Annotated in this window: 11 protein-coding genes; 7 read left to right on the top strand and 4 right to left on the bottom strand. The window is 63.8% G+C overall.

Translation table 11 applies throughout. The features are described 5' to 3' along the window. Positions 1–15: 15 nt before the first annotated feature. Positions 16–1,449 (top strand): amidohydrolase family protein, encoded by a 1,434-nt coding sequence (locus BRAD3257_RS23380; protein ID WP_122403782.1) that lies wholly within the window; start codon positions 16–18, stop codon positions 1,447–1,449. 149 nt (positions 1,450–1,598) lie between these two features. Further along, positions 1,599–2,507 (top strand): amino acid ABC transporter substrate-binding protein, encoded by a 909-nt coding sequence (locus BRAD3257_RS23375; protein WP_122403781.1) that lies wholly within the window; start codon positions 1,599–1,601, stop codon positions 2,505–2,507. 21 nt (positions 2,508–2,528) lie between these two features. Here the strand turns inward: BRAD3257_RS23375 and BRAD3257_RS23370 are convergent, their stop codons facing one another. After that, entirely contained in the window at positions 2,529–3,740 is a 1,212-nt protein-coding gene (locus tag BRAD3257_RS23370; RefSeq protein ID WP_122403780.1) for an acyl-CoA dehydrogenase family protein, read from the bottom strand. Between the two features lie 49 nt (positions 3,741–3,789). Beyond that, positions 3,790–5,415 carry a long-chain fatty acid--CoA ligase gene (locus tag BRAD3257_RS23365; RefSeq protein ID WP_122403779.1) on the bottom strand — a complete coding sequence of 542 codons (1,626 nt, stop codon included), beginning with the start codon at positions 5,413–5,415 and terminating at the stop codon, positions 3,790–3,792. A gap of 177 nt (positions 5,416–5,592) precedes the next feature. Between BRAD3257_RS23365 and BRAD3257_RS23360 the strand changes: the two genes are divergently transcribed. The 5 genes from BRAD3257_RS23360 to BRAD3257_RS23340 all read left to right on the top strand — a co-directional run bounded on the left by BRAD3257_RS23360 (position 5,593) and on the right by BRAD3257_RS23340 (position 10,026). Continuing rightward, on the top strand, positions 5,593–7,446 hold the full coding sequence (locus tag BRAD3257_RS23360; RefSeq protein WP_122403778.1) for a flavin-containing monooxygenase: 1,854 nt from the start codon (positions 5,593–5,595) through the stop codon (positions 7,444–7,446). Positions 7,447–7,484: 38 nt separating this feature from the next. Further along, positions 7,485–8,303 carry a lytic murein transglycosylase gene (locus tag BRAD3257_RS23355; protein WP_122403777.1) on the top strand — a complete coding sequence of 273 codons (819 nt, stop codon included), beginning with the start codon at positions 7,485–7,487 and terminating at the stop codon, positions 8,301–8,303. A 223-nt stretch (positions 8,304–8,526) separates the two neighbouring features. Continuing rightward, positions 8,527–8,748 carry a hypothetical protein gene (locus tag BRAD3257_RS23350; protein WP_007592399.1) on the top strand — a complete coding sequence of 74 codons (222 nt, stop codon included), beginning with the start codon at positions 8,527–8,529 and terminating at the stop codon, positions 8,746–8,748. Between the two features lie 12 nt (positions 8,749–8,760). Then, positions 8,761–9,183, top strand: a complete 423-nt coding sequence (locus BRAD3257_RS23345) for a hypothetical protein (RefSeq protein ID WP_122403776.1) — start codon at positions 8,761–8,763, stop codon at positions 9,181–9,183. 390 nt (positions 9,184–9,573) lie between these two features. Continuing rightward, entirely contained in the window at positions 9,574–10,026 is a 453-nt protein-coding gene (locus BRAD3257_RS23340) for a MaoC family dehydratase (protein WP_122403775.1), read from the top strand. A 1-nt stretch (position 10,027) separates the two neighbouring features. Here the strand turns inward: BRAD3257_RS23340 and BRAD3257_RS23335 are convergent, their stop codons facing one another. Together BRAD3257_RS23335 and BRAD3257_RS23330 are read right to left on the bottom strand one after the other, a co-directional pair. Further along, entirely contained in the window at positions 10,028–13,216 is a 3,189-nt protein-coding gene (locus BRAD3257_RS23335) for an efflux RND transporter permease subunit (RefSeq protein WP_122403774.1), read from the bottom strand. Positions 13,217–13,378: 162 nt separating this feature from the next. After that, on the bottom strand, positions 13,379–14,620 hold the full coding sequence (locus BRAD3257_RS23330; protein ID WP_122403773.1) for an efflux RND transporter periplasmic adaptor subunit: 1,242 nt from the start codon (positions 14,618–14,620) through the stop codon (positions 13,379–13,381). Between the last annotated feature and the right edge of the window lie 103 nt (positions 14,621–14,723).

Raw genomic sequence — 14,723 nt, 5'->3', positions numbered from 1 at the left:
TTCGGAGGGACAGCCATGGTCACGCAGATTGCGGCAACCAGCCTGTTCCGTGACCCTGACCGCGGCGTCAGCGACAATGTCGTGCTGCGGCACGACCGGGGCGTCATCACCGATATCTCGGAAGGAGCGGGACCGGGGCCTCGCTCCTTCGTCATCCCGGCCTTCGTCAACGCCCATGATCATGCCCGCGCCACAGCGTCGTCCTTCGGCGCCGTCGGCATGCCCCTGGAAAGCTGGATCCTGCGGACCGCATTGGGCTCACCAGTCGATCCCTATCTGACGGCAGCCTCTGCGTTGGCCCGTTCCGCCAAGGCAGGCTGCGCGGCCATGATGGTCCACTACACCCGCCCGAGCGGGACGATGCCGTTGGTCGACGAGGCCAAGGCCGTCGCGAAAGCTGCGTCCGACGTCGGCATCCGCATCGCGTTTGCGATGGCCGTGCGTGACCGCAACCCGATCGTCTATGGTGATGCCGAGCCGGTGCTCTCGGGACTTCCCAGGGAGGACCGCAAGACCATCGAGGATCTCTTCGTTCGCACGCCGATCTCGCCCAAGGCTTATATCGAGCTGACCGACGCCATTGCCGCCGCCATCGCCGGCCCGATGGTCGACGTGCAACTCGGGCCCGCCGGCGTGCAATGGTGCTCGAAGCCGCTGCTGGAAGCGGTGGCCGAGAACTCCGCGCGGACCGGCCGCCGCATTCACATGCACCTCCTGGAAACGGTGTACCAGCGTGCCTGGGCCGACCAGAATTTTCCCGATATGGTGCGTTGGCTGCGCGACGTTGGCTTCCTCTCCGAGCGGCTGACGCTGGCGCATTGCGTCCACGCCCGCCCGGACGAGCTGGAGATGATCGCAGCCTCCGGCGCACGCATCGTCACTAACTTCAGCTCGAATATGCATCTGCGCTCCGGCCTCGCCCCGATCCCGGGCGCCCACAAATGCGGCTGCCCCATCACTGTCGGCGTCGACGGGCTGGCGCTGGATGAGGATGACGATATCCTCCGCGAAATGCGGCTGGTGCTGATGGTCCATGGCGGCCTCGGCTTCGAGGCGACATGGACACCGGCCGAAATGTTTGCACTCGCCATCCGCAACGGGCGCCGCGCCACCGGCGCGCCGGGTACCGGCGAACTCGCTGCTGGCAACCCCGCCGACTACGTCGTCATCGATCTCGACCGGCTCGATCGCGACGCGATCATGCCGGTCGATCCGATGGCGCTGCTGTTCGCGCGCGGCAATGCGTCGCTTGTGAAGGAGGTCGTCGTCGCCGGCAAGACCATCGCGAGGGAAGGGGTCTGTTCTGGCGTCGATCTGCCGGTGATCGAACAGGAATTGCGGGCAATGTACCGCGCCAATGTCGGCAAGCTCCACAGCTTCCAGCGTGTGTGGCCGCCGCTGTCACAGCGACTGGAGGGCTGGTTCGAACAGCAGCTGACCTGCGAGTGACATGCCGAACGGCGCCGCGACGGAATGTATATCACGGAATGTATATCAAAGAGCGATGGCTGGTAGACGCAGCCGCGTCTGGCGCTTGACGGACCTGTAGGCTATCAGCTCCTAGATAGTTCGACACCAGTCCGTTCGAGGAGTCCCTGATGCGCCTACCTACCATTCTCCTGGCCCTGACATGTCTTGCGGGCGCAGCTTCAGCCGAAGACCTCACGGGCACGCTCCAGAAGGTCAAGGAGACCAAGAAGATCACGTTAGGCTATCAGGAAGCCTCGGTGCCATTCAGCTATTTCGACGGCAACCAGAAGCCGGTCGGCTTCGCGATGGACATCTGCCTCAGGATCGTCGATGCCGTGAAGAAGCAGCTCGGCATGCCCGACATCGCAGTCGATTATCTCGCCGTGACCTCGTCGAACCGGATCCCCTTAATGGTCAACGGCACGCTCGACCTGCATTGCTCGGCGACCACCAACAACGCCGACCGCCAGAAGCAGGTCGCTTTCACCAACACGCATTTCCTCAGCGCGACGCGGTTTGCCGCCAAGAAGGCCGCCAAGATCAACACCATCGACGATCTCAAGGGCAAGGCGGTGACGGCGGTCGCGGGATCTGTGAATCTGACGCAACTCGCCAAGGTCAACACCGACCGCAACCTCGGCATCAACATCATGCCGGCCAAGGACCAGGCCGAGGCCTTCCTGTTGCTGGAGACCGACCGCGCCCAGGCCTACGCACTCGACGACGTCCAGCTTGCGGTTGCGATCGCGCGGTCGAAGGAGCCGCAAGCATTCATGATCAGCGAGGAGGCGTTCTCCAAACCGGAGCCCTACGGCATCATGCTGCGGCGAGAGGACGCTCCATTCAAGGCGCTCGCCGATCGCGCAACCGCGGAGCTTTATGCCAGCCCGGAGATCGAGGTCCTCTACAAGAAATGGCTGCAATCGCCGACACCGCCGAACGGCCTCAACTACAACGTCCCGATGTCATCAGCCTTGCGCAACGCGTTCAAGAAACCGAGCTCCAGCGCCGATCCCGATGTGTATGTGGCGAACTGAGGCGAAGGAAGAGCGCTCTGCTTAAGCGTTCGAATACTTCTTCAGTTCGAATCGCGCGATCTGGTTCCGGTGAACCTCATCCGGCCCGTCGGCAAGACGCAGCAGACGCGCGGTGGCGTAAGCTTGGGTCAGTCCGAAATCGTTTGAGGTGCCGCCGCCGCCATGGGCCTGGATTGCCCAGTCGATGATCTGGCAGGCCATGTTGGGTACGGCAACCTTGATCATGGCGATCTCGGCCTTCGCGACCTTGTTGCCGACCGTGTCCATCGCGTGGGCCGCATTCAGCGTGAGCAGCCGCGCCTGCTCGATCATGATGCGGGCTTCCGCAATGCGCTCCTGCGTCACCGTCTGCTCCGAGACCGGCTTGCCGAAGGCAACCCGGCTGCGCACGCGCCGGCACATCTTCTCAAGCGTGCGTTCGGCAAGGCCGATCAGGCGCATGCAATGATGGATGCGGCCGGGCCCGAGGCGGCCCTGCGCGATCTCGAAACCGCGGCCTTCGCCGAGCAGCATGTTCTCTTTGGGCACGCGTACATTTGTGAAGATCACTTCGGAAGCGCGGTCCGGCACGCCGTAGAAGCCGAACACGGGCAGGGGACGTTTCACCTCGATACCCGGCGTGTCCATCGGCACCAGGATCATGGATTGCTGCTTATGACGATCCGGATTGTCTGGGTCGGTCTTGCCCATGAAGATGCAGATCTTGCAGCGAGGGTCGGTCGCGTTGGTCGTGTACCATTTGCGGCCGTTGATGACGTAATGGTCGCCGTCGCGCACGATCGAGCTTTCGATGTTGGTCGCATCGGATGATGCGACCGCCGGCTCGGTCATGGCGAAGCAGGAGCGGATCTCGCCTGCAAGCAGTGGCTTCAGCCAGCGCTCCTTGTCCTGCTCCGAGCCGTAGCGCTCCAGTACCTCCATGTTGCCGGTGTCGGGTGCCGAGCAGTTGAACACCTCCGGTGCGAGATGCGAGCGGCCCATCACCTCGCAGAGCGGCGCGTATTCGAGATTGGAAAGACCCGCGCCGTGATTGCTCTCGGGCAGGAACAGATTCCACAGCCCCTCGGCGCGCGCCAGCGGCTTCAGCTCCTCGATGACCGGATAGACCTTCCACGGCCCGAGCTCTTCGGCCTCGCGATAGAACCGCTCCTCGTTCGGATAGATGTGCCGGTCCATGAAGCTTTCGAGCCTGCGCTTGAGCTCGATGACTTTGGGCGACATCGGGTAGAGCATCTTTGGTCTCCTTGATCGATGGGCGGCACGGACGCGATCGCGGGCCGCTTCATGTGACGCGATACTCCCTAAATCTCTCGCGCAGCGCGGATTTCAGCACCTTGCCGGTGCCGGTCATCGGGAATTCATCGAGGAATTCGACGGCGTCCGGCAGCCACCAGCTCGCGATCTTCGGACGCATGTGGTCGAGCAGCGTCTTGCCGTCGACGGTCGCGCCCTTCTTGCGGACGACGAGGAGGAGCGGGCGCTCCTGCCATTTCTCGTGTGTGATCGCGACCACAGCCGCTTGCAGCACGTCGGGATGGGACAGCGCAATGTCCTCGAGCTGGATCGAGGAGATCCATTCGCCGCCGGACTTGATCACGTCCTTGGAGCGGTCGGTCAGCGTGACGTGGCCTTGGCCGTCGATCACGGCCATGTCGCCGGTGATCAGCCAGCCGTCGCGGTCGAGGCCCTCGTCGAGCTTCATGTAGCCGGAGGCGACCCAGGGCCCACGGGCGCGCAGATGGCCGACGGTCTTGCCATCGCGCGGCAGCTCAACGCCGGCATCGTCGACGATGCGCAAGGCGGTGCCGAAACAGGCGCGCCCCGAGACTTGGCGCCGATCGAATTTCTCCTTGTCGCTCAGATGTTCCGAGCCAGGCCGGAGGCTCGGCATCGAGCAGCCCAAGGCCTCGGTCATGCCCCAGGCCTGGATGTAATCGACATTGTACTCGCGCTTGAGCTTCTCGACCATCGCGCGGGGCGGGGCGGAGCCCGACGACAGCGTCGCGCGGAGCGCGGAGAATTTGTTGCCGGTGCGCCCAAGCCAGTCGAGCAGGATCAGCCAGAAGCTCGGCACGCCCGCCGAGAGTGTCACCTTCTCGCCCTCGAGCAATTCATAGAGCTTGTCGGGCTCGTAGTTGCGGCCGGGCAGCACCAGCTTCGAGCCGGTGTAGGGCGCGGTGAACGGCATGTTCCAGCCATTGCCGTGGAACAGCGGCGCCATCGGCATCATAACCTCGCGCACGCCTTCGACGTGGCCCGGTAGGAAGTCGAAACTGCAGCAGGTCATGGTCTGCAGGATCGCGGCGCGGTGCGAGTAGATCACGCCCTTGGGATTGCCGGTGGTGCCCGAGGTGTAGCAGATCGTCGAGGCGGATTTTTCGTCGAATTCCGGCCAGGCAAAGCCGGTGTCGTTCTCCTTCTCCAGAAGCTCTTCGTAACAATGCACGTTCGCGAGCTTCGTCTCCGGCATCCGCTCGCGCGAGGACATCACGACATAGGCCTCGATCGTCTCGAGCTGCGGCGCGATGGCCTCGACGATCGGCAGCGTGGCACGGTCGATGAACAGCAGGCGATCTTCGGCGTGGTTGATGATGTAGACGAGCTGCTCGGGAAACAGGCGCGGGTTGATGGTGTGCAGTACATAGCTCATGCCCGGCGCGGCGTAGAACATCTCGAAATGCCGGTGCGTATTCCAGGCCAGCGTGCCGACGCGGTCGCCGGGATTCATGCCAAGCCGCTTCAACGCGAGCGCCATGCGCTTGATGCGCGGATGGGCGTCCGCGTAGGTGTAGCGATGGATGTCGCCCTCGATCTCGCGCGCGACGATCTCGGCTTCGCCGTGATAGTCGGCCGCATATTGGATCAGGCCGCTGATCAGAAGCGGCATGTCCATCATCAATCCCTGCATGGTCTCCTCCAGATGCCGCGTCGTTGCGTGGCGCAGATTTTTGATTTGCGCGGAAGGTTAGCGGAACGTCGCGGAGCCTTCACGCAAAAAACAGCGAGCGCGATTGCATGCAGCGCTTTTTCGAGGCTAACGTGAGGTGAGCTGCCGGCGAAGCAGCCTTTGCGGTGGAGGAGATGGATGTCAGCGGAAAGACACAAGATCGATACAACCGACGCATCTATGGTCGACGTTTCCGCTCTCCGTGCCCGCTACCGCGACGAGCGCGATCGTCGCCTGCGCGGGGAGGGCAAGGCGCAATATGTCGAGGTCACAGGCGAGTTCAGCCGCTATCTCGACGACCCCTGGGCCGATCCCGGCTTTGCGCGGCCAGCCATCAGCGAAGCGACCGAAGTGCTCATCGTCGGCGGCGGCTTCGGTGGTCTGTTGTGTGGCGCACGATTGCGCGAGGCCGGCATCGCGGATTTTCGCATCGTGGAAAAGGCCGCCGACTTCGGCGGCACCTGGTACTGGAATCGTTACCCCGGCGCTGCCTGCGATACCGAGAGCTATATCTATCTGCCGCTCCTGGAAGAGACAGGCTACATGCCGGTGCGCAAATACGCCCGGGCGCCGGAGATCTACGAGCACTCGCGCCGCATCGGCCGTCATTTCGGGCTCTACGAGCGCGCACTGTTTCAGACCGTCATCTCGCGGATGACGTGGCAGGAGCAGGAGGCGCGCTGGCTGGTCGAGACCGATCGGGGCGACCAGATCCGCGCACGCTTCGTCATTCTTGCCGGAGGACCGCTGAGCCGTCCGAAGCTGCCGGGCATTCCCGGCATAGAGACGTTCAAGGGGCACAGCTTCCACACCAGTCGTTGGGACTACGACTACACCGGCGGCAATGCCGATGGTGGCCTGACCGGTCTTGCCGACAAGCGCGTCGGCATCATCGGCACCGGCGCAACCGCCGTGCAATGCGTGCCGCACCTCGGCCGTTCGGCGAAGGAGCTCTATGTCTTTCAGCGCACGCCGTCCGCGATCGGTGTTCGCGACGACCGGCCAACGGATCCGGCCTGGGCGCAGAACCTCAAGCCAGGCTGGCAGCGCGAACGCATGGATAATTTTACGTCCGTGATTTCAGGCGAGCCGTTCGAACAGGATCTGGTGCAGGACGGCTGGACCGGCCTGCTCGGCGAGATCCTGCTGGCGCCGCGCCGCCAGAAGCAGCCGGTGACCTCGATGGAGGAGGCGCTGCAGGTCATCGAGCAGGCGGACTACCGCAAGATGGAGGAGATCCGCGCCCGCGTCGATGCCGTGGTGACGGACGAGGCGACCGCTTCCGCGCTCAAGCCCTGGTACAAGGCATTCTGCAAGCGGCCGTGCTTCCACGACGAATATCTCGACACGTTCAATCGCCCCAACGTGCATCTCGTGGATACCAGAGGGCAGGGCGTCGAGCGCATCACGGAGAACGCTGTCGTGGTCGGCGGCAAAGCCTATGAGCTCGACTGCCTGATCTATGCCAGCGGTTTCGAGGTCGGCACCGATTACGCGCGCCGCATGGGCTTCGAGGTCTATGGCCGGGACGGCATCAGCCTGTCCCAGCGCTGGCGCGACGGCGTCAAGACGCTGCACGGCTTCTACAGCCGCGGCTTCCCGAACTGCTTCCTGATCGTCACTGTGCAAGCCGGACAGAGCGCCAACTTCCCGCACATCATCGACGAGCAGTCGCGGCACATCGCCTATGTCATCAAGCAGGCCCGCGAGCGCAAGGCGCGCACCCTGGAGCCGACGCTTGCCGCCGAGAACGCCTGGGTGGACGAGGTCGTCAAGGCCGCACTCGGCCGGCAGACCTATCTCGCCGAATGTACGCCGGGCTACTACAACAACGAAGGCGTATTCGATCCGATCGCGGCAAGAAACAGCCAATATTGGCGCGGGCCCGTGGCATTCCTGCGGCTGCTCGACAGATGGCGCAAGGAGGGCAATCTGGAAGGCCTCGAATTGTCCTATCATCAGGCCATGGAGTCGGCGCGTTCCACCGGGTAAGATTGCGCCGCCGAGCGGTACAGGACGGGAGACTGGGTATGATGAGGGGCGGGACTGTTGCGGGAGCGGTTTTGGGCGCCATGACGCTGCTCGGCTGCCTGGCATCCTCCGCCGAAGCGGCGCAATGCGGCAGCTCGCCGGCCGGCTTCGAGGCCTGGAAGCGCGAGTTCAGCGCGGAGGCGCAGGGCAAGGGCATCGGCCCCACCGCACTGTCGGCGCTGATGCAGACCAATTACGCCAGCGCGACCATTGCGGCCGACCGCGGCCAGCGCAGCTTTTCGCTGACGCTCGATCAGTTCCTGGCCAAGCGTGGCGCCACCACCATCGTCGCCAAGGGCCGGCAGCTCAAGCAGTCGCAGGCCGCCTTGTTCGCCTCGATCCAGCAGCGCTATGGCGTCCCGCCCGGGCCGCTGATCGCGATCTGGGGCATGGAGACCGGCTTCGGCAGTCAGCGCGGCAACCAGAACATGCTGTCGTCGATCGCGACCCTCGCGTATGATTGCCGCCGTCCCGAATTCTTTACGGACCAGCTCTACGCCGCCTTGAAGCTGATCGACCGCGGCACGCTGTCGGGATCGACCCGCGGCTCCATGCATGGCGAGGTCGGCCAGACCCAGTTCATGCCCAAGAACATTTTGGCCTACGGCACTGGCAATCTCGACGTTGCTGCGAATGCGCTGAGCTCGACAGCGAATTTTCTCAAAGCGCATGGCTGGCGCGCGGGAGCCGGGTACCAGCCGGGCGAGCCGAATTTCGCTGCCATCGAGGCTTGGAATGCCGCAGGCGTCTATCAGAAGGCAATCGCGCTGATGGGCCGGCAGATCGACGAGGGTGGGGGCGCCGCAGCCTCGCGCTAGAGTATGATCCAGACCCGAAGGGCCGCGTTAGCGAAAAGTGTTGCGCGGCTTTTTCGAAAAGATCATGCTGAAACAATAACCTAAAGCGCGATGACGATCTCATCGCGCTGAAGGTTGCTCAGCAAGGCGTGATGCGCCGACGCGAGAAAGTTGTTGCCATTGGGAACCGGCGGCACGAGGTTTGCTTTTATCAAGTTCAGGGCTGGGCATGAGGAGACTCAATATGGCTACCCAGATCGTGATGGACCAGACGGGCGATACGCGCCACGAGTTTGATCCTGGCAATGCCGAAGCGCTGGCGCGAGCCGAACGGCGCTTTCGGGAGCTGACCGGAGCCGGCTTCACCGCCGCGCTTCGAACCGGGCCCGGCGAAGTCACCCGTATCAGATCGTTCGATCCGACCGCGCAGGAAACGTTGTTCTATCCCCGCCTGGTCGGCGGCTGATCTGAGCTGCTCATGATCGCGGCAGTTTGGCTTCGCGCACCGGCGCGTGCGCGTTTGCATGCGCTGCGTGAACTCTATCGCCGCTTCTTCGGCGAGAACACGCCGGATGCCCGCGGCCGCCGGCTTCTGGCCGAATGGCTGACGCCGGCGCAGCGCGCGCAGTTCGAGCAGCACCGGTATTTCGACGTCGTCGGCTGCGACACCGGCAGGACCTATCGCATCCATTACGGCACGGCCGCCAACGTCCATGAGATCGATGTTGAAGGGCACGCGACGATGGGGTGGTGCTTCGTCCCGTCAGGCTTCCTGGTGCCGGGCGACGTGATGCTGGCGCAGAAGATCGCGCTCGAGACTGACGAGAAGGGAGCGCTTGCGCTCGCCAACCGGTTTCCGCCGGCCACGCATTCCGAGCACTTCTACCGACGGCCTTTCTAGCGCGGGTAAGGGCGAGGCGGTCAGGAGTGCGTGGTGCGGTAGGCGTCCAGCGCATGCGCCGCGAAGATGCCGATGCTGCAAAGCGCGAGCAGGGCTGAGATCAGCTCAATCATAGCTCGTCCTCCAGTAGCGGCTGGGCGACAAGATTTTGGCAGCAGGAATATTCGTAGATCAGGTCCAGGATGAATTGCATGGTGGCCGTCCCTGTATTTGTTTTGACAACCACTTAACTGGCCATCTGTTTCAGGCGTGTTTCGTCGCATCGGGAAAGGGGTTTCGCGCGGAACCCTGCGCTGGTTTGTGCGCTGCGGGCCCGCTATATCCCGCTATCGCTCAGCGCCATTTAAGCCGTCTCCTCGGGAGCGGCGCATCATATTGCGAGGCAAAATCATGGCGCAGGTCGAGTGGTTCGACGATCTCACCGTCGGAATGCGGTTCAAGTCCCCCGAAGTTCTGGTCACCGAGGCCGACATCAAGCGCTTCGCTGCCGAGTTCGATCCGCAGCCGATGCATCTCGACGATGAGGCCGCCAAGACGACCCTGTTCAAGGGGCTTGCTGCCTCGGGATGGCACACCGCCGCGATCGCCATGAACCTCGCGATCCAGACCCGCCCGTTCGGTCCGCATCCGCTGATTGGCGCCGGTGTCGATGGCCTGCGCTGGACGATGCCGGTGCGGCCCAATGATCGTCTGCATCTGGTCGGCGAGGTTATGAGCCTGACGCCGTCCAAGTCGAAGCCTCAGGGTATCGCGCTGGTCAAATGGACCATGCTCAACCAGAACGGCGAGGAAGTTTACACCTTTACTCCCATCGCCATCGTACCGCGGCGGGACTCGCGTTGAATCATTCGGCGAGCCCCTGAACCGGCGCCGCGCTGATGTCGCTGCCGTGATGCGTCAGCGGCTTCATGCCGGTGACGGTTCTGAGCAACACATAGAACACCGGTGTCAGGAACAGGCCGAACACGGTGACACCGATCATGCCGGAGAACACGGCGACGCCCATGGCGCGCCGCATCTCCGAGCCTGCGCCCGTCGAGAGCACCAGCGGCAGCACGCCCATGATGAACGCCATCGACGTCATCAGGATCGGGCGCAGTCGCAGCCGGCTGGCTTCGATCGCGGCCCGGATCGGCGTGCGCCCCGCAAACTCGAGCTCGCGCGCGAATTCGACGATCAGGATCGCGTTCTTGGCGGAGAGGCCGACGAGCACGATGAGGCCGATCTGGGTGAAGACGTTGTTGTCGCCCTTCGAGATCCAGACGCCGAACATCGCAGCGAGCAGGCCCATCGGCACGATCATGATGATCGAGAGCGGCAGGGTCAGGCTCTCATAGAGCGCGGCCAGCACGAGGAACACCAGCAGGATTGCCAGCGGGAATACCCAGATGCCTGAATTGCCGGCGATGAACTCTTGATAGGTCAGGTCAGTCCATTCGAAGGCAAAGCCGGGCGGCAGCACCTCCGCGGCAATCCGCGTCGCGGCTTCTTGTGCCTGGCCCGACGAAAAGCCGGGGGCTGCCGCCGCGTTTATGTCGGATGACAGGAAGCCGTTGTAGCGGATCGCGCGCTCTGGTCCTGCGCTCTGGCGGATCTTGAGCAGCGCCGACAGCGGCACCATGTCGCCTGAGGACGAGCGCACTTTCAACTGCCTGATGTCGTCGGCGCGGGCGCGGAACGGCGCGTCAGCCTGGACCCGGACGGAGTAGGTGCGGCCAAACTTGTTGAAGTCGTTGACGTAGTAGGACCCGAGGTAGATCTGCAGTGTGTTGAATACTTCAGTCACGGGCACGCCAAGCTGGAGCGCCTTGGTGCGGTCGATGTCGGCGAAGAGCTGGGGCACGTTGACCTGGAAGCTCGAGAACACGCCGGCGATCTCCGGCGCCTTCTGCATCGCCGCCATGAACGCCTTGGTGGCTTCGTTCAAGGCGTCATAGCCGAGGCCGGCGCGGTCCTCGATCTGCAGCTTGAAGCCGCCGATGGTGCCGAGGCCGTTGACCGGCGGAGGCGGGAACATGGCGATGAACGCCTCCTGGATGCCGGCATATTTCTTGTTCAGCTCGGCCGCGATCGCTGGCCCGCTGAGCGAGGGATCCTTGCGTTCGTCGAACGGCTTCAGCGTCGAGAACACGATGCCGGCATTGGAGGAATTGGTGAAGCCGGAGATCGACAGGCCTGGAAAGGCCACCGAGCTCTCGACGCCGGGCTGGGTCAGCGCGATGTCGCTCATCTTGCGGATGACTTCTTCGGTACGGTCGAGCGTGGCGCCATCGGGCAGGCGAGCGAAGCCGACGAGGTATTGCTTGTCCTGTCCCGGCACGAAGCCGCTCGGCACCTGCTGGAACAGCAGGGCAGTGAGGCCGACCAGCCCCACATAGAGGCCCATCACCGCGGCCTTGCCCGAGATCACCTTGGTAATGGTGCCGCTGTAACTCTCCGACGAGTAGGTGAACGCCCGATTGAAGCGGCGGAAGAACCAGCCAAGGCTCTTTTCCATGACGATCGTCAGCTTGTCCTTCGGCTCGTCATGGCCCTTGAGCAGCAGCGCCGACAGTGCCGGTGACAGCGTCAACGAGTTGATGGCGGAGATGACCGTCGAAATCGCGATCGTCAGCGCGAACTGCTTGTAGAACTGCCCGGTGAGACCGGAGATGAAGGCGAGCGGCACGAACACCGCGATCAGCACCAGCGCGATCGCGATGATCGGACCCGACACCTCGCGCATGGCCTGATAGGTGGCATCCCGCGGCGACAGCCCGGCCTCGATATTGCGCTCGACATTTTCGACCACGACGATGGCATCGTCGACGACGATGCCGATTGCGAGCACGAGGCCGAACAAGCTGAGCGCGTTGATCGAGAAGCCGAACACGTGCATCACCGCAAACGTGCCGACGATCGACACGGGCACGGCGAGAAGGGGAATGATCGAGGCCCGCCAGGTCTGCAGGAACAGGATCACGACCAGCACCACCAGCGCGATCGCCTCCAGCAGCGTGTGGATGACGGCCTCGATCGAGGAGCGCACGAACTGGGTGGGATCGTAGACGATCTGGTAGGACACGCCTTCCGGCATGTTCTTCTTGATCTCGGCCATGGTGGCGCGGACGTGGTCGGAAATCTGCAGCGCGTTGGAGCCGGGCGCCTGGAAGATCGGGATTGCCACCGCCTGCTTGTTGTCGAGCAGCGAGCGCAGGCCGTACTCGGACGCGCCAAGCTCGATGCGTGCGACGTCGCGCAGCCGCACCACTTCGCCGCGTGCGCCGGTCTTGACCACGATGTCGCCGAACTGCTCCTCGTTTGCGAGCCGGCCTTCCGCATTGACCGAGAGCTGAAGATCAATGCCTTTGATGTTTGGGGAAGAGCCGACGACGCCAGCGGCGGCCTCGACGTTCTGCGCCTGGATCGCCCGCACGATGTCGCTCGCGGTCAGCCCATGCTCGGCCGCCTTCTGCGGATCGACCCAGACCCGCATCGAATAGTCGCCGGCGCCGTAGAGCTGGACGTCGCCGACGCCATCGATCCGCGCCAGCCGGTCCTTGACGTTGAGCACGGCATAGTTGCGCAAATACGTCATGTCGTAGCGGCCGTTCGGCGACAACAGATGCACCACCATGGTGAGGTCGGGCGACGACTTCTTGGTGATGATACCGAGCTGGCGCACCACATTGGGCAGGCGCGGCTCGGCCTGCTGCACGCGGTTTTGCACCAGCTGCGTGGCCTTGTCGGGGTCGGTGCCGAGGCGGAACGTCACCGTCAGCGTCATGGCGCCATCGGTGGTCGCCTGGCTCGACATGTAGAGCATATTCTCAACGCCGTTGATCTGCTCTTCGATCGGTGTCGCCACCGTCTCCGCGATCACCTTGGGGTTGGCGCCGGGATAGGTCGCGCGCACCACGACGGAGGGCGGCACCACGTCCGGATATTCCGAGATCGGCATCGCGAACAGCGAGATCAGGCCGGCGAGGAAAATCAGGACCGACAGCACGCCGGCGAAAATCGGACGATCGATGAAGAATTTTGAGAGATTCATGGCCTTGCCCCTGGGCAATATCATTCCGATCTCTGGCCGCCTCACCGTCGTTCCGGGGCGCGCGCGTTGCGCGCGAATCCGGAATCCAGAGGTGAAGTGATCGGAGTTTCGTAACTTCGATCCCGGGTTCGCGCTACGCGCGCCCCGGGATGACGGAAAGCACTAGCGTTGCACCACGTCCTGGTTGCTGTGGTTGGACGCCTGCTGCGGCCCCCGCGCGCCCATCTGCGCGATCTCCGTCTTGAGGAGGGCGCCGGGACGCACGCGCTGCAGGCCGTTGACGACGATGCGGTCGCCGGACTTCAGGCCCGAGGTGACGATACGAAGCCCGTCGACGGCGCCACCGAGGGTAACCGGCCGGTAGACGGCGCGATTGTCATCGCCCACCGCCATCACGAACTTCTTGTCCTGGTCGGTGCCGATCGCGCGCTCGTCGATCATCACCAGCGCCTGTTGCTTCGGCTGGCCCATGCGCACGCGGGCGAACTGGCCGGGGATGAGGCGGCCGTCATCGTTCTTGAATACCGCGCGGACGCGGATGGTGCCGCTCTGGCCGTTGACCTGGTTGTCGATGAGCTGGATGTGGCCCTTCGCGGACAAGCCGCCCGAGGTCGTCATCTCGACCGGGATCTGGTCAAGCTTGCCGCGCCGGCCGGCGCTATCTGCGATCGAGTTCAGCGCGCGCAGCACGACCTCTTCATCCGCATCGAACGAGGCGTAGATCGGATTGACCGAGACCAGCGAGGTCAAGACCGGGGATGCGGTGCCGGCGGCGACGAGATTGCCGACGGTGACCTCGATCTTGCCGACGCGGCCATCCACGGGTGCGCGCACCTCGGTGTAGTCGAGATTGAGCTTTGCCGTCTGCAGCGTCGCCTCGGCCGCCTTGACGTTGGCGATGGCTTCACGATGGGCATTGTCGCGCTGGTCGTAGTCGCGCCGGGTGACCACGGCATTGCCGACGAGCTGCGCGCCGCGCTCGAGCTCGCTCTGGGTGAAAACGACGCGGGCTTTCGCAGCCTCGAGCTGGGCCGCAGCCTTGTCGACCTCGGCCGCATAAGGGGCGGGATCAATCTTGAACAGCACGTCGCCGGCCTTCACCAGCGCGCCTTCGGTGAAGTTTGCCGACAGGATCGCACCCGCGACGCGTGGGCGGAGCTCGACGCGGTTGATGGCCTCGAGCCGGCCGGAGAAATCGTCCCACAGCACGGTCTGCCGTGGCTCGATCATCGCGACTGTGACGGAGACAGCTTGTTCAGCCGCGGCCGGTGCGGTCGCTTGCGCGGCATGAAAATAGCGGCCGGTGGCGATCGAGCCGGCCGCGGCGAGGGCGCCCACGATGGCAACGCCACTCAGAAGGCGGCGGAAACGGCCGGTGCGGGAGGTATTTTGGGAGGGGTGCATTTGCGCGCTCCAGATATGTAGTGTTCGCTACAGATGTGGAGCTGGATACCGCAGCGCAAGATACTTATGTACCGTTCGCTAAGAAAATTGTAGCGCGATACCG

Origin of the sequence: Bradyrhizobium vignae (assembly GCF_900324035.1) — a bacterium.
Lineage (GTDB): Bacteria > Pseudomonadota > Alphaproteobacteria > Rhizobiales > Xanthobacteraceae > Bradyrhizobium > Bradyrhizobium vignae.
The sequence above is the reverse complement of the archived record's forward strand: the minus strand, read 5'-3'. Positions and strand labels throughout refer to the sequence as shown.